The 15,801-nt window shown below is 56.3% G+C and carries 11 protein-coding genes; 6 read left to right on the top strand and 5 right to left on the bottom strand.

The annotated features are described in order from the left end of the window. Nucleotides 1-17 precede the first annotated feature (17 nt). Genes EXE50_RS16220 through EXE50_RS16205 form a run of 4 tightly spaced genes read right to left on the bottom strand, consistent with a single transcriptional unit; the run spans nucleotide 18 to nucleotide 8,957 of the window. A complete protein-coding gene (locus EXE50_RS16220; RefSeq protein ID WP_137705567.1) occupies nucleotides 18-3,860 on the bottom strand; it encodes a hypothetical protein in 3,843 nt (1,280 codons plus the stop codon). Beyond that, nucleotides 3,857-4,438, bottom strand: a complete 582-nt coding sequence (locus tag EXE50_RS16215) for a BREX protein BrxB domain-containing protein (RefSeq protein WP_137705566.1) — start codon at nucleotides 4,436-4,438, stop codon at nucleotides 3,857-3,859. The genes EXE50_RS16220 and EXE50_RS16215 overlap by 4 nt, the downstream gene beginning before the upstream one ends. Continuing rightward, complete coding sequence (locus tag EXE50_RS16210) at nucleotides 4,435-8,118, bottom strand: hypothetical protein (RefSeq protein WP_137705565.1); 3,684 nt, start codon at nucleotides 8,116-8,118, stop codon at nucleotides 4,435-4,437. Before EXE50_RS16210 ends, EXE50_RS16215 begins: the two co-directional genes overlap by 4 nt. Continuing rightward, nucleotides 8,115-8,957: a BrxA family protein gene (locus EXE50_RS16205; RefSeq protein WP_137705564.1), complete on the bottom strand. Its 843-nt coding sequence runs from the start codon at nucleotides 8,955-8,957 to the stop codon at nucleotides 8,115-8,117. Before EXE50_RS16205 ends, EXE50_RS16210 begins: the two co-directional genes overlap by 4 nt. Before the next feature lie 361 nt (nucleotides 8,958-9,318). Here EXE50_RS16205 and EXE50_RS16200 point away from each other — a divergent pair, with 361 nt between their 5' ends. From EXE50_RS16200 to EXE50_RS16180, 5 genes are all read left to right on the top strand, one after another. Further along, nucleotides 9,319-9,981: a hypothetical protein gene (locus EXE50_RS16200; RefSeq protein WP_137705563.1), complete on the top strand. Its 663-nt coding sequence runs from the start codon at nucleotides 9,319-9,321 to the stop codon at nucleotides 9,979-9,981. A gap of 107 nt (nucleotides 9,982-10,088) precedes the next feature. Beyond that, complete coding sequence (locus EXE50_RS16195; RefSeq protein ID WP_137705562.1) at nucleotides 10,089-11,072, top strand: hypothetical protein; 984 nt, start codon at nucleotides 10,089-10,091, stop codon at nucleotides 11,070-11,072. A 243-nt stretch (nucleotides 11,073-11,315) separates the two neighbouring features. Next, complete coding sequence (locus tag EXE50_RS16190) at nucleotides 11,316-11,996, top strand: recombinase family protein (protein ID WP_137705561.1); 681 nt, start codon at nucleotides 11,316-11,318, stop codon at nucleotides 11,994-11,996. A 252-nt stretch (nucleotides 11,997-12,248) separates the two neighbouring features. After that, nucleotides 12,249-13,028 (top strand): DUF5821 family protein, encoded by a 780-nt coding sequence (locus tag EXE50_RS16185; protein ID WP_137705560.1) that lies wholly within the window; start codon nucleotides 12,249-12,251, stop codon nucleotides 13,026-13,028. Nucleotides 13,029-13,184: 156 nt separating this feature from the next. Further along, on the top strand, nucleotides 13,185-13,466 hold the full coding sequence (locus EXE50_RS16180; RefSeq protein ID WP_137705559.1) for a PadR family transcriptional regulator: 282 nt from the start codon (nucleotides 13,185-13,187) through the stop codon (nucleotides 13,464-13,466). A 1,232-nt stretch (nucleotides 13,467-14,698) separates the two neighbouring features. Here EXE50_RS16180 and EXE50_RS16175 read toward each other — a convergent pair. Next, nucleotides 14,699-14,887 carry a hypothetical protein gene (locus EXE50_RS16175; RefSeq protein WP_137705558.1) on the bottom strand — a complete coding sequence of 63 codons (189 nt, stop codon included), beginning with the start codon at nucleotides 14,885-14,887 and terminating at the stop codon, nucleotides 14,699-14,701. A gap of 337 nt (nucleotides 14,888-15,224) precedes the next feature. On the opposite strand from EXE50_RS16175, the gene EXE50_RS16170 reads away from it, so the two are divergent. Then, on the top strand, nucleotides 15,225-15,801 hold a 577-nt coding region (locus EXE50_RS16170), incomplete at its 3' end, for a ParA family protein (RefSeq protein WP_137705557.1).

Here is a 15,801-nt window from a genome sequence, read left to right as displayed (position 1 = left end):
TTTACAACACCAGACCGTTAGTCGAGCGACTCGATTATCATCACAGAGCCATCCGGTAGTTCATCCATAGTCTCCCGAATCCGCCGCAGCTGCTCGTCAACCCCGTCGAGCAACTGCTCGGCCTCTTCGATCAATTCACCCACGCGTTCCTCACTCGATGGGCTGGTTCCCTCTACTACATCGACGACCTCTTGGGTGAGATCGTGGTCGGGATACTCCGACTGTAGTTCGCTGGCGAGTTCCTCAAGCCGCTCGTCGACCTCGAAGGGGTTCTCCGCCTCGTCGAGGAGTTGCTCTACGTCGCCAACACTCGGCGGTTGCGATCGACTGAGCATCTTGCTCACGTCGGTTGTGACCGGGTGGGTCGGACGCTCTTCCTCGAGTCGTTCCGATGCCTCCCGGAGCTGCAACCAGAGCGAAGCCTCGCTACCGGAAGCGTCGACGAGCCGCCGTGCCCGTTCGTACCGTTTGGCTTGTTGAACGATCGTTGGGTCGACGAGATCTTCCTCCGAGAACGAGTCTCCGTTCCACGCCGTCTCGAAGAGCTCGTAGAGGTCGTCGATGGTCACACCACCAAATTCGACGGCGACGCGGTCGGCAGTTTCCTTGCTGCTCCCGTCGTGAGCGTAGAGCCACGTCACGAAACTGGAAACCACGCGCTCGGGCTCTTCGTCCGCTGGCGACTCTCCAGTGATGCGTTCGTACTGCTCGCGGACGACGGTTCGTCTGTGCGCGTCGGCTTCGTCAATCGTTTCTCGGAGCCGGTCGGCATCGGGCACTTCGTCCCCGCCGACGATCGCTTGCATCTCCCCTGTGATGTCCGCACCGGGGTAGAGCCGTTGCAACTCCGTCGTTCGTTGGCTGAACTGCTCCCAGAGGGAGTCGCCATCCTCAGCCGACTGGAAGAGATCTCTTGCCCGGGCGAAGAGCTCTGACTGCCGTGCGATTTCGTCGGACGCAAACTCGTCTGTTTCGAGAGCCTCGCCGCCAACTGCGGGCTGGAGAGCCGTTTCGAGTTCGCCCAGCGAAGCGCCTTCGCCGAACTCTCTGCTAACGCCTCGGAAAACGCGTTTCACCAGCACGCTGTTCTCATCTACCCAGTTAGCCAACTCCGAGAGCCACGCGTCGGGATCGGTTCCGTCCGGCTTCTCGCCGATCAGCGTCTCGACAGTTTCCCGAATCTGGTCGGGGTCAATCCCGTCCAGTGACTCGAACCGAATCTGTACGTCGGTCAGATTCGTTTTGTTTCTGACCGCTCGCCCGATCTCGTCCGGTTCGGTGATGTACTCGTCGTCTTGCCGTAGCGCGATTTTGTTAGCCGTTGCGAGCGTGATCAGCAGGGCCGAAATCGATTCCTGCGGTGTCCCACGATACGTGCCGCCGCGCTGGACAGTCTGGGCAAGTAAGTCCTCCGCGCGAAGCGACTGGGTGTCTTCGTGTTCGTTGAGGAATTCCTGACACCTGCCGTCGGCAAGTTCGGCGCGGTCGGTATCCACACCGAGCGTGACGGCGTCCTCGCTCGAAAGCGGCCAGTCGCCGACGCCGCGGAAGAACTGCGCCATCTGCGTGGCGTCTTCGACTTCCGTGATTCCGTTGGTGAGGACGAAGCGCGTCCCGCTGAACACGGACCGAACTTGCGTTGCCACGACCTGTTCGAACACGTCCCCGTATCGTCCTCTCGTCGCACCCGTCCGAACGTAGACGTCAGCGTCCTCGAGCTGCTCGCGAATCGCCGATTCGAGCGCCCGCTGGTCGTCGCGGTGATCGGACTCTAAGTCGGGATACGTTTCCGTCTCCTCTGACAGCACCTCCTGCATGCCCATCACGTCCCGCAGGCGATCAATCGTTGACCCTTGTAGCTCGACGGCGACGAGGACGTGTTCGCCCCCGTCCCGGCCTTCGTTCGTCGACTGCCACGCATCGACCTGATCGCTCACCTCTTCGTCGCGGCCCGCGACCAGCCGCACACGAACAGCGTCAAACTCCGGCGTCGGTGCTTGCTCGATAGGATCGAGAACAGAGTAGCCAAACCGGAGTGGAACTTTGCGCTCCCCCCTGAGGTCCACCTCGTGTCGACTGCCCGCAGAGAGCAGAAGGTTGCTGCCCTCCCGGAGGGAGTTCTCCAACTTGGCCGAAAGGCGATGGGACGGAATCTGCTGTGCGCGCGTCTTCGCCCGCGTCAGGATGTCCTCCTGTTCCTCGGAGACCAGCAGGTACTCCTCGTCGCCGCGGTCGTTCGTCTCCGTGAGCACCTTCCGATCCTCGAGAAGGTCGGAGAGCGCCGATTCGACATCACCCCTAACGGAGTCGAACGACTCGTCAGCCGATTTGACCATCAGCCGGGCGAGGTTCGCCGGCGTCGACGGCACCTCCGAACGCACCTGATTCAGTAGATACAGCGCCTTCGCAACGCGAACCGAGAACGCATCTTCGTCGCCGCCCGCCGAGGGGACAAGTTTGTTCTCGACCATTTCCTGTACCCAGAGCGGGATGTAGGTCGTCTCTTCGACCAGGAGATCGTACAACTCGTCCCACGTGACGAGCGCGCCGACCTGCTTGTCGCCCCACTCGAACCGCGTGAACAGCGAGCGGACAAGGATGAGCAACGCCCGACCCTGGACGTACTCCTCTTCGGTCACGCGTCCACGCGGCATCAGTTGCTGAATCACCGTCCGGAGCAACCCGAGATCGTACTCGCGGAAGGGGTACGACTCCACGGCGTCCGGGTCGGCGCCGGCAATATCGGTGTATGCGTCGAGCGTCAGGTCGGGCATCACCTGGAGTGCGGACTCAACGGCCTGTCTCCCCGCGGCGTCCTTCTGTAGCCACCGCTTTCGGACGATGATCTCGGTGTCGGCCCCCTCAAGCGGTTCTTGAGCACCGTACCATGGTTGTTCCGTGACTGCGGTATCGTCGAACTCGCCGTGGATACGCTCGATCGGATACTGTCCAGTTCCGATGACTGGCGGATTGGGCCCGACGCCCAGCTCGGTCAGTGCTTCCATCGTCTCTTGGAACTCTCTGTAGCGATGGCGGCCGTCGCCGATGAACAGCGCCACCTCGTCAAGCCCGATCAGCAACTCCGTTTCGGTCTCCGGCGTGCTCAGCGACGCTTGCGCCGCTTCGACGCGCTCGACAAGCTCATCCGGGTCGAACTCGTCAGGATCGACCTCCTCGATGGCGTCGTCGATCGACTGCTTGACCGCCTCCCGAGACGTGTACGGTGAGTCATCGAGTGTCGGAACGGCCTCGTAGAGCCAGCTGCGCAGCGACGCGCGCTCGTCGTACACATCCTCGAATGTCTGTCCGTCGTGCTCGATTTCCTGTAGCTGCTCCCAGCAGTCACCGTGGTTCATATCGAGCTGCCACGCCCACTCGAGTAGCCAATTCGGGTCGGTGGGGTACCCGAGTTCACGACCGATTGCCTCGTAAATGAGGTAGGGAAGCGGCGGTTCCTGTGCCGCATCCCGGTTGAGGAGGTTCAGGAAGACGGGCTTTAGCCGGTCGACGTGTGAGTCAGCGACGCTCTGTCGAAATGCGAGGAACCCCGGCCAACTGTTCGCCAGCTCCTCGCCGAGATCCGCGAACTCCGATTGGGTGTCGGCAGCGAACCCGATGAGTTTCAGGAGGTGTGTCTTCCCCGACCCGAACGTCGCGGAAATGTAGAGGAAGCGCGGTTCCTCGTGTGGATACTTGTCGACGAGGGTCCCGAGCGTCGTGAGCACGTCGCGAGCGCTGTCGGTCTCGTGGAACTCGCGAACATCGTTTTCGGCCTGCGCTCTGGCGTTGACCTTCTGGACTTCCTCGAGTTCGCGGGTCGGTGACTGCTGGAAGAGGTCGTGAATGTGTGTGTCGCTCATTGGAGATGGTCCCCCGTAATTCGGCCTTCGATCTGGTGGGCCGGGTAGTAGTTGCGTGATTCCTCGCCGAAGAAGCTCAGATTGCCACCATAGATGTTGCCGGGGAACGGAATACCGATCGTCGACTGGACGTTACGGCGGTCAAGTTCGTCGAGCAGTTCCGACGCACGCGTGAACGGGTAGAGACTCCCGAGGTGCGTGAGGAGAACGACGTGTCGCTGCTGTGCTGGTGCGTCGATGTTTTCGACCATCACCGTAACGAGTTCTTCAGCCAATCGGTCTTGCATCGTCTCCGTGATCGTGGCGGGGTGGCTGTTCTCGCCGAGGTCGACCGCGAGTTCGAAGACATCGGTGTCGACGAACAGCTCGTCCAGTCGGAGGAGTTGGACGGTTCCGTCGTCCGGGAACTCCTTGGTCCGATGTGGGTTCGTCGCCCACTCGGAGAGTCGTTCGGCAACCCGGTGCTCGTACTTCGGCTGGACAGGGACGATTACGAACGGATTTCGGATGCCGCGTCGGCCGTCGGCGAACTGCGCAAGGCGCTCCGTGAAGTCGTGGAAGGGGCGATCGGTCGTCATCGGATGGTCACCCCCGTCTCAGTCCGCTCGATGCTGAGATCATGGCGTTCGACGAGCCGTTTCAGTTCAGCGTCCAGCGATTCGCGATCCGACGGGAGAACCCCGATCGCCGTGATGTCTGTGGGAGACTGATCTCCCACGAGTGTCTGTAGCTCCTCGAACGTCTCTCGTAGTTCATCGATGTCGCTACCGGCAACCACAGCGAGTGGTTCGCTGTCGAGGAGTGTGTTTGTCGCGCGAATGAAGTCGTCAGCCTCGGCGTTTGCCGTTCCACTGGTTACTGTCGCGACCGCGTCTGAGACATCCTCGTACCATGATGCCGCGCGACGGAGGGGTGTGATGTATGTGCTCTCGAAGGCCGGTCGAACGTTTGACTCAAACGCACTTCGGGACTGGATCCATGGATGCGCTCGCAACGCCTCGACGAACGCCTCAACTTCGGGTTCCGCCCGGAACGAATTCCATGCGTTCTCGATCGCGTCGTCGAGCGCCGGCGAGGTGGTCTGGGCGTCGTTGAACCGATCCCAGCCATCATGTGTCCACCATTCACCCTCGTAACTGTCGATGCTCTCGCGAAGTGTCTGGCTGGCCGTGTCAACCGCTTCGGGCAGCCAGTTGTACGACTGCTGGGCGAGAGTCAACTGCGAGTCGAGTCGTGTGAGCGCGGGGAGGCGCAAACGCCACACTTCCTCGGCGTCGTCGTACCACTCCTGAGCGTCGGTGGTTGCTGCGACGACAGCCTCCCAGTCGGTGTCACGTGATTTGACGGCCTCTCGTCGGTCGATCGCGCTCTGTTGTTCGGTTTCGAGCGCTTCTAGGAACGACTCGAGGAGGTTGCGAACGGCGCGCGTTTGGATGTCACTCTCGGCGACCAGTCTGACATCCTCCACGAGACTCCCCAGTCGGCCCGCGAGCGTGTCGTTCGCAGACTGGAGCCTGACGATGCCGTCCGGAACCGTCTCCGTCGAGTCCATGAATCCTCCCTTGCGGAGGATCTTTCCGACACTGTCACCGTTCGCAATCTTCAGACGTGTCGTCGTCAGTTTGTTCAGATCGATTACGTCGTCGAGTTCGAGGGAGTCACCTGTCTCGTCGATGGGCAGGAAATCTCCCTTCCGGCAGAGCCCCCAAATAATCGCACACAGCGCGGGGCGAGCGTCCTCGTATATCGGCTTTTTCTTTACGATGCCGTCGAGGATTGTCGCCATCGCGAGGTTTCCGCCACGTTGCTTCAACTGTCGGCCGGTGAAGGCGCGCACGTTGTTCTGGATCGACCCCTCGTGCGTTTCGGGGTCTTCTGTCGCGACATCGATCTGTTGGGCCCACGTCGGGAGCGGGTCTTGTGCGGAGAGTCCCCGGAGTTCCTGTAAGTGCTCGTCGCCGACCTGCAGCATTACGGGGTGGAAGTCGTCGGGGTAGTTGACATCGAGATATTCTTCGACTCCCGAAACCATGCCCCCGATCTGGTCGCCACGATCCTTGACATCGAACGTCCCGCTCTTGAGCGCCTCGACGAGTTTGCTCTGGACACGAGCTGCGCGGTCGGAGAGGTCACGCTCGACGGACTGTGGGAGCGTGTGGTCGCCGACGGCAGCTCTGAGCGACCACCACTCGATGAGGCTATCACGGAGATCGTCGAGGCCGTCCTGTCCGATCGTCCATTCGAGCGGGTCACCGTCGTAGCTAACGTCTGCTGCGGCGGGAGAAATCCCCTCGACGGCGATCTCGACATCGAGGGCGTCCTCAGCCTCCACGGTCGTTTCGAGTTCGATCCCGTCGATACTGAATTTGTAGCGAACCGGGTACTGCTCGCCGGTATCCGGGTACTCAGCCGAGGTCGGCAGTGAGAGGTCGCGCACGATGTCTTCCCAGAGATACCTGTCCACGGCCTCGATGATGGACTGCCAGTCCGGGTTGTCGAGGTTTTCCTCGGCTGCTTCGATTATCTCGCGCTCCTCCGGATGCGTGAACGCGTACCTCGGCCCGGTTTCGTCGTGCGTCGGCCGGATGAACTTCCGAAGCCGTTGGAGCGAATCCTCGACGCGGTTCTCCATCTGGAACTGTGTCGGGCCGTCGAGGTCACTCAACACGGCGACCGCGAGGTTCCGCTCGGACATCGGAATCGTGTCTGGGATATGCTGGAGGAGTAACACGGCCTTCGCGACAGCCACGTCGAGCGCCTCTAGTTCGCCTGCCTCGTGCCGTTCTTCGATTTCCTCGATAACCCCCACATCCTGTGGCGTGATGTCATCCAGTTCCGGTTCGATGAGGTCATAGAAGTCAACCAGCGAGATGACGTTAGTCTCCTCGCCGGCCGCGATCCACTCTTGGAGGAGTCCGTGAACGAGGGCTAAAATCGCCCGTGCGGTTCCCGAGAAGATCGACTTCGCCGGGTCGTGTGCTTCCTGCCGGAGGTTCGAGAGGATCTCGAGAAACAGCGGTGGCTGATACGGGAGGAACGGGTAGAACTCAAGGAGACGTTCGCGGTTGATGTTATCGAGCGGTGGGTCGGTGTTCTGCTCGATACCCGAGTACACGAGCAGTGTTTCTGGTTCGTTGCTCGTGTGGTCGAGGACGCGTTCCGTGTCTTCTCTTCCGGTGTCCGTCTTTTTGAGCAACCGCTGGGTCGATATTTCGCCGACGTGTCGGCTCGGAAGGCCAAAGCGGTGCGGGAACCGGTCCTTGACGATACTGAAATCAGCCCCGCGTGCCGCGAACTGCGGCTGAACGTCCTCAATTTTGGCCTGTGCCGTCGCCACCAGTTGGATGTCGCCGTCACCAGTCTCGTCGACGCTCTCCGCGAGCGTCTGTAACTCGGTGAGGCGGTCGAAATCCGTCCCGATGAAGAGACTGACTTCGTCGAGCAACAGCACGAGTTTGACTGGGCGTCCGAGTTCCTCTTCGCGATGGCTCCGCAACTGTTCGAGACGCTCGACCATCGCTTGCGGGTCGAGATCGGACGGCATCAGGTCGTCGAGACCATCCACCGTGCCGGTCTCCTGCTCGAAGAGTGTGGGAAGAACAGCGTCCGCAAGAGCGTTGTACTGCTGAACGTTCTCCCAGTCGTACTTCTCTGGACTGGCAACCGTACCCTGGAGTGCCGTTTGGGTGTTGGTCGTCCGGTCATCCCATGCGTCGGTCATCCGATACCAGTCCTCGAAAAAGGCGACGTCGAGCTGCGACGAGAGCCCCCCATCGGTACCGGTGAGCCGTTCCGACGTGTGAGCACTGCGGAGGACGATCTCGCTGAAGCTCAGTTTCTTTTGGCCCTGGTGTTTCAGAAGGTTCACCGAGATCGGGATGACCTCGTATTCATCGTGAATCAACGACCACGTGGACTCGAGCGTGTCCAACTCACGGCCATCAGTTAACTGTCCCCAGACATCCTCGCGCTCTCGAAGCCATTCGCTATCCAGCAGTCCGCGGAGCACGCTGAGGAGGTGGCTCTTTCCGCTCCCATAGTACCCGTAGAGCCAGTAGTTCGCACCCGACCGCATATCCTCGGAACGGCCAAGCAGGCGCGAGCAGAAGTCGGACATGAAGTCCTCGGATTCCTCCGTCACGTGGTAGGTATCGATCGACTCCAGCCGGTGATCGCGACCGTTATCCTCGCGGTCGATGCGGACGGACTCCTCGAAATCGCTCCCGACATCGGCAGCGAACCAGCTCTCGTCAGTCACACTTCGCCCTCCCATGGTTCGGCCCAGTCGTATGTATCGTCCACCGGCTGAAGTCTGAGCTCACCGTGAATCCCGCTCGCTTCCCAGTTCGGATCGTCGCTCACTCGTTCGGCCAAAGAGTCCCAGTACGGTTCCGATTGGAAGAGGTAATGCCAGCCAGTTGGCTGGGAGAGCCAGTCATCTCCGTGAAGCTCCCACGAGTACCCTGACGCAACGAGTAGTGGCGTGGTTCCGAGATTGGGGATTTGTCCGTGAAGCGCCTGCTGTGTGTCGAGAACACCGATCTCTCGCATTACCGATCGGAGCCCTTCTCCCCATCGCCGGGTCGTCGATTCTGCATAATCAAACTCGCTCCCATCGTCGTAGTGAAACTCGTTCAGGAGGCGCTCGATCGTCTCTTGTTCGAAATCCAATCCTTCGGCACCGGACTCCTGAAGCCGGTCGGCGTACCGGTGAACGGTGTACTTGACAAGAGGGTCGTCTTCCAACAAGTAGAAGTACAGTACCTGCGCTTTGTCGCGCTCCGTCTCACACTGGTCGAGGACGGAGGGTAGTTGGACAATAGACGGCAGTTCGCTACCAGCGGTCTTGAATCGGGAACTGAGAGCGCGGTAGATTCCCTTCGAACTTCCACGCGTACTGCGCTCGTCAAAACGTTCTTTGATCCATTTCTCTTCGACGACAGTCCAGTCCCGATGTTGGGCGTACAGCCGAGCGAGCGTCTCTGCTCTATCCACAAGAAGCCCGCATCTAGTGAGCGCCATCGAAACCTCGTCGTGAGGAAATGTTGAGTCGAGCGACGGTAGGGACGCTCCCCTCCCGTCGGTACGGAGAGTCATATAACATTTTGAACCAGCCACACCACTTAGTTGATAGGGAAAAGCAAATTGAGAGTATCCGGTAGCTGGGTATGAGTGCGAATGATCCCGGAGATTCAGAGAGGGTTGTCCCCAAAACTATCTCATAATCACATAAATTCAGTTTCCAAAAGGTACTGGTTCTCGCAAAACTGTGTAAACCCGTGCTGGTATAAACAAAATCGGCCTACACGAGAACATGACCGGAAGGGTGAACCCCAAGAGGCGTAACAGGCGGGTTTTGGAGTCTACTAATAGAGTCACAAAGTCAGGAAGAAAAGCCCTTCACAAGCATCCAGTATATATGGAAAACATGTTTGTATGATAGTATCAAAGACCGTACATGGACGAATACCATGAAACACTCGGTGAAGTAGCCTCGTATATCCTATCCTCCGACGACACTATCCGCCAATCACGCGAATTTCAAGCTGGTGGAAAATTGTATAAGGGATTTCAGATTAGCCGAAGCAACAATATCATCTCTATTGTATCGCCGCAGGAATCGGGATATCTCAGTGTTGAGTTAAGTAGTACTCTGGCAGCAAGGACACAGGGAACTGTTGATGAAGACGGTCTAGAACAGATTCATAAACAGCATCAGAGCAATGTAAATCAGAATATCAACGAAACAGAAGCGCTAGACCTACATCTGCGTCAAGAACTCCCCGACCTTGACGACGAAAACACACGAGCAGCTATGGAAGAGATTGAGCAGATTATCGACGACGTTAATGTTCGGTTAGACTGGGTGTCATACAGCGATACGAATCTGCTCAACGGATTTATTATTTATACTAGGCTCTTCCCAGACTCTCTCTCAATAGAGTCGTACGACGATAGTGTGAATCAGATCAGGCACTACGCTCCTCAAATTGAAGACGAATTCATCAATGCCTTCGGTTCATTCTTGGAAGAAATTGAAGGAGACAGCGAAGAGGTCCCAACAGGTGGTGGGGACAGTGAGGAAGTCAGACGAGGGACAGGCGGTCGTGGCTTCGCATGATCAAATAAAATCTATACGTAGTCATGTGGACGGCGTTTGAGAAGTAAGTATCAAAAACAAATCATCTAACAAGTATGTTTTAATCAAGAGGACTTTGACTCGTACGTATGTCTGGAACGTTTCTGGTTTCGATTCAGCAATTCATCGGTGGGCTCTGGAATTGGGTGGTGAACAACCCAGCGAGTTTCAGCCAGCTTCTTTTCTCCGGGGCACTGGTCGCTGTGACTCTGGCATATACGAAATTCACCAAGGATCAGACAGAAGAAATGGAAAAGACACGGAAAGTAAGCAATCAACCAGTCGTAAAGGGTGGTTTTGGTCTCATCGGCCCGATCAACATGACCGTTCTAATTCAAAACACAGGAAATAGCCCGGCACACAATGTAAACGGGAAAGTCTATTTCAAGGATACAGATGTTGAGCCCTACGAATTTCACATTCCTGTACTATCAACAGATGATGAGTATGAGTTTGGACTTCCGCAAGAGGGCGGAGAAGGCGACGGTTTTCTACTAAATACGGATCAAATACAAGATCTTATTGAGAAACACGATTCTGAGGGGATTGTAGTTGTCGAGGCAGATTTTGAGAATCCGTTTGGAGAGGAGTACTATAATGAATCTGAGTTGGACGTTCTATCATTCATAGATAACAAATCTCAGATCATCCGGGATAGCGAGGAGCAAAAGATCAGAAAGGGGATTGAGGGAATTAGTGACTCAATTGGTGACATGGCGAAAAATATCAATACAGGACCTAATTCAAAACTTTCTGATCATCGGCTGTATACTGAAGTTCTCGACATAATAACTGAACATGAAGAGATCCGATTCAATGAATTACGCTATCTTACTGGGATAGATGAGAAGGCCCTGCGTGACATTGTGAGCTCCCTTGAACAAGGGGGAATAGTTAGAACTCCTGAACAAGGTAGTTTGTTTTCTACTCCAGATCTGGAGATCACTTATCTGGGTAAAGATGTAGATCTCAGAGCAGGAATCCCGGATTCCGACCTAGGAGAGGCAATTGAACTGCTTGAGAGTCAGGATTATTCAGAACATGAAGAAGTGATAGAGGATGAGAAGGAGTAGGTGTAGAAACTGATCGGGAAATGGTGTCCAGAAAACCGGGGTTTTCTGAACACCACAATTAGAACTAAGTCTAGGCCTAACTATAGACCTATACTGAGATGGCAAAAACGCGAGTCAGTCAGGGGGCGAACGGGCAGTACAAAGTGACGGTGCCGAAGGGACTCGCGGAGGCGATGGAACTCGATGGGAAACGGCTTGAGTGGAAAGTCAAATCTGGGAGTTCGTTAGAGGTGACCGTGGTCGATGAGTAGAGCCCTCGCGTGGATCCGAAAGTCGAAGGATGATGATGACGACATAGGCCTTGAAGAACAGCGGGAGGTCGTGCCAGGTCTCGCTGCCGAGCTGGCCGACGAGGTGGAAAAGCTTGATCTCGGGGTCCACACTGGTTTCTCGACGATGACCCGCGATGACGAGTCGGGCCTACTCGACCAGAACGAACGCGTCACCGAGCGCATCGACGAGCTGCGGTCTGGTCGATTCGACTATTTGATCGCACTCGACGATCGCCGAGTTTGCCGTGACGAGTACCTACGCGTGATTCAATACGCCGCTGGACAGGGTAACACCGAGATCGTCTACGCCGGTGAGGTCAACGAAGACGATCTCACCTTCGATCTCAAAAGAAGAATCGAACGCGACACCAAAGAGGAGGAGATCGAAAAGTCTCGCCGCGCGATCGAGCGGCGCAAACAGCAGGGGTACGACCACGGCCGACCACGGTTTGGGATGACCTACGACGCGAACGGCCACTACCAGGTGCCCGGTGAAGAGTTCGACACGGTGACGGAGATTTTCCAACTTGACAACGCCGAGAAGAGCCGCCGGGAGATCGCGGACGAAGTCGATGTCCCGGTGGCGACGGTACAGAACGTTCTCGACCGTCGCGAGTGGTACGTAGAGCGTGAACAGATGGCTGAGATGTAGCCTTTGCGAGCCGAGCCTACGGACAACCGTGTGAAACCACGTCTCAATGCGAGCAGTTTAGATTTTCAGACCGTGATTTGTAGTCGAACCACGGAGTCTACTACCCCGGATCGAGGTTCACTACTTCGACCAACAATCTGCTTCTTGTGAGCGTACTCGAAACAGGATAGTCAGCCCCATCTCGTAACTGGCGAAAGAGTCCAACACTCAGATACCATATCTATTAAGTATATCTCGGCAAAGTAACAGAAAATGGCCAAACAACATATTTTCACACAGATGATCTCCGACCGAGACGAGCCAGCACTCTATATCAACCCCCGCTCTGAACAAATCGCAGCCTTCGCAGAGGAAGCCGTAACGGTTGAGGACCAGCCCAAGGTCCGGCTCCTCGCAGACTCAGCTGAAATCAAAGACGCCCTCTACAGCTTCCTCACGGCATCAAAAATAGCCGAACTCATCCACCGGGAGCAACTCAGCCTCCGGACACTCACGGAGCCAGTCCAGAATACCATCTTCACAACCGAGTCTGAGGTTGTCGTTCCTGTGATGGACAAGCACAGTATCTCGAGCTCGGACCCCGAACTGGTCTCAACAGTCTACAGTGAGTTTGACTCCAGATTCGAAGCCGCCGAGCAGTATCACCTCCGGACACCTGCACTCTCAGTAGTGAAAGAAACGCTCCGAGAAGAGATCGGCGACGACGTCGCAGACGAACTCAACGAAGTCCTCGCACACGCTGAAGACATTTCCAAGAGGAACGAATACCTCAGTATCGTCGAAATTATACTCATCCTCGCAGCCCGCAACGAGACCCTCCTCTACGACATCTCGAAATGGGGAGAAGATGCGGGTATCGCTTCGAAAGCAACCTTCTCACGGGCCAAATCAGCACTCGAAGACGCTGACCTCATCGAGACTGAAAAAGTCCCAATAGATGTTGGCCGCCCACGCCTTCGGCTTCTCGCAACTGACAAAATCGCTACGGTAGACCTGAAAACGCTCTCTACCGAGTTCCGGTCCACGTTGTAGCATCCACCCGACGACAGCGACGGGAATACGCTCATTCTCCGACTCAAGTGTGAGAGCAAACGGACAAAATCACCGCCTAGAGGGTGTGAGACGGGTTCCAGAACACGCGGTCTCCAGACCAATAGTGTTTCAAAACTCGAACACGTAACATATGATATGTACGACCTCACTGGCTTTCAGCGAGACCTACTGTACGTCATTGCCGGACTTGATGACCCCCACGGACTCGCGATCAAAGACGAGCTCGAGGACTACTACGAAAAAGAAATCCATCACGGTCGGCTCTATCCAAATCTCGATACGCTTGTTGAGAAGGGACTCATCGAAAAGGGGCAGCGCGATCGACGGACCAACGAGTACAGCACCACCCGTCGAGGCACGAGAGAGATTGAAGCTCGGGTTGAATGGGAAGCCCGATATATTGACCACGACGAGTGACTGAACTGCTGTACTCGGGTACAGATCACTCCAGGTAATTAATAGGGATTGTAGGCTCTGAATTCCCTGTACTGAGCGATTGGTAGTGTAAAATATCAGCTGCTGATAGTTTCAACAAAGCCGCAATGCTTATTATTCAGACCGGGGTATCTACACGTGAGGATGCGGGAGAGGGGGTTAGCGTAACGCGCCGCCTCTCCCGGCTAGGATAGTGAGGTAGTGGCTCACGGTCCGACGACATCCGGTCTTTGTATCTAAAACTCCTCAAGTAGATACGATCGGACAGCGTCATCCGCAATTTGTTCCACATGGTCTCGGAATGGGTCTCTGTTTATTGGTGATGGGTTTCTAGGAATGCCCTTTCCCAGAATCCAGGCGAGTACACGGGAACGACCACCTTCTTCGCGAATTGGTCGCACTGAGTCGAGTCGGTAGGGGACCTCTGCTTGGGGGGCTGGATCTACCCATGACGGGTCGAACTCAAGAACTTGAGACGGGAGGTCAGATTGACTGCTTTCCAGCTGGTGGGCAATGTGGCCAGCGATGTAGTCCGCAGTATTCGTCGCGGGATATGTTCGATCAGCATTCTCCATGAATGTCAGCAAGACCGGGCAGATAGACTGCTGGAAGCTAGTGTCGAATGCTGAGGGCACCTGTAGCTTCAGTTGCTCGAAGTAGTTACTGTGAGAATCTTCGATACCATCATGAAGAAAGGCTGTCCGACCACATCCATGCGCGATGTCTCCAGTCTGCAGTGGATTGGTAATCGATTTTTTCGCAGCAGTAACCGCACATGTTGCGAGTTCAGCAGCCCGATGCGGACCTTCCCAAAGGATAGCGCTCCAAGAAACCGGGAGATGTCGAAGATCCTCAATAAGTCCTTGAACCCGTGTAGCACGCCCTTGTGGAGAGACACCGCCGTAACGGAGCAGTGACGATGACTTGTGCTCAAACGGGTAGAGGTCATTATCAATCAGAGCCCGAAGAAGGGAGATATCGTTCTCTCGGGCGGTACGAACAGCGACCACGACAGTGTATCGTGTTCCATCAACCGTGGTAACTGATTCGTCGAGACCGATGAGGTTTGGAGCGCGCTGCTGCTCACCATTACGAACCAATCTGATGTCACGCAGCGGCGCACTCATCAGTAGATATGATCTAAAGAACAGCGGCTCTGTTGAAATCCTCAGAAGTTGATATCTTCACAGCATTGATCGCTCAGTACAGGACCTCTACGGATCGATGTGGTGTACTGCATCGGGAGACAGGAGCCGGTCAGTGGGCAACGCAACCCACCCGTTCGGGAGAACACGAACCTTGCCTTGGTGAAGCACCTTCTCCTGTTCCAAATCCCCATACACGGTCGCGTTTTCGTAATCAACTAGGAGTTGATCCGGGAGTTCATCCGGTACGAAGACCATATTCAACGGACCGTTCCTGTGAGCATAGTTCTTATCCCAGTTCGAGATGTGATCGCTTTGAGGATCTCATCAACCTGCTGTTTCATGTGAAAATATGTTTGAAGAATAGGATTTCAACAGAGCCAGAACAGCCTATACGACTTGCTATTGAGATAGCGAATGTGAGAGTGGCAATTCACTATTCATAGCAGAAGTAGTCACACTAATCAGTTAGTCTGAACAGTTGTACTAAGTAGTTGTACTGTTTTCCCATATAGTTGTACTAGTTAGTACAACTAGTTAGACCAGATAGTTTGTCTGACGTGTCTTTATTATCAGACAGTCCAACTAGTATAACATGCTCACGTACACGACGTACTCAGAGGCTGGGGGCGTCGGGAAGACGACACTCGCGTCGAATCTCGCAGACGCCCACGCCCAGCACGGTCGCGATGTCCTCGCGATCGATCTTGACCCACAGAACGGCTCGCTCACGTACCTCCTCGGCGTCGATACCCCACGTGAGGACGGCGACGCCGACAACATCGCCCGACATCTTATCGACCGGCCGAAGGGCGACTTCCATGAGCTCGTCGAGGAGACAGCATACGGATTCGACCTCGTACCAAGCCACAACATGCTGGAGAATCTCGGCGATCTCCTCGGCCGGGCAGAGTCGATGGCGGAGGACCTCGGCGAGGAGTTCGACCGCTGGGACCGGCTCCGAGAAGTGCTACTCGACGCCGGCATCCCCGACGAGTACGACACAATTGTCGTCGATCCGCCGGCGACCGCGGGCCCACACCTCTACAACGCAATCGCCGCGACGCGTTCGCTTGTGATCCCACTAGAGCCGACCGGGAAGGGGATGCAGTCGATCGAGGGGCTTCGCGACGTCGTCCAGGGCTTTGAGGACACAGTCGGTGTGACGGTCG

This window comes from Halorubrum sp. ARQ200, assembly GCF_005435115.1.
GTDB lineage: Archaea > Halobacteriota > Halobacteria > Halobacteriales > Haloferacaceae > Halorubrum > Halorubrum tropicale.
This window is presented reverse-complemented; position numbering and strand designations above follow the sequence as displayed.

Bases quoted from the DNA above. Each gene is read 5' to 3' on its own strand.
- EXE50_RS16205 (WP_137705564.1), bottom strand. From the start codon at position 8,957: ATGACTCTCCGTACCGACGGGAGGGGAGCGTCCCTACCGTCGCTCGAC.
- EXE50_RS16220 (WP_137705567.1), bottom strand. From the start codon at position 3,860: ATGAGCGACACACACATTCACGACCTCTTCCAGCAGTCACCGACCCGC.
- EXE50_RS16190 (WP_137705561.1), top strand. From the start codon at position 11,316: ATGAGTAGAGCCCTCGCGTGGATCCGAAAGTCGAAGGATGATGATGAC.
- EXE50_RS16215 (WP_137705566.1), bottom strand. From the start codon at position 4,438: ATGACGACCGATCGCCCCTTCCACGACTTCACGGAGCGCCTTGCGCAG.
- EXE50_RS16185 (WP_137705560.1), top strand. From the start codon at position 12,249: ATGGCCAAACAACATATTTTCACACAGATGATCTCCGACCGAGACGAG.
- EXE50_RS16175 (WP_137705558.1), bottom strand. From the start codon at position 14,887: ATGGTCTTCGTACCGGATGAACTCCCGGATCAACTCCTAGTTGATTAC.
- EXE50_RS16180 (WP_137705559.1), top strand. From the start codon at position 13,185: ATGTACGACCTCACTGGCTTTCAGCGAGACCTACTGTACGTCATTGCC.
- EXE50_RS16195 (WP_137705562.1), top strand. From the start codon at position 10,089: ATGTCTGGAACGTTTCTGGTTTCGATTCAGCAATTCATCGGTGGGCTC.
- EXE50_RS16200 (WP_137705563.1), top strand. From the start codon at position 9,319: ATGGACGAATACCATGAAACACTCGGTGAAGTAGCCTCGTATATCCTA.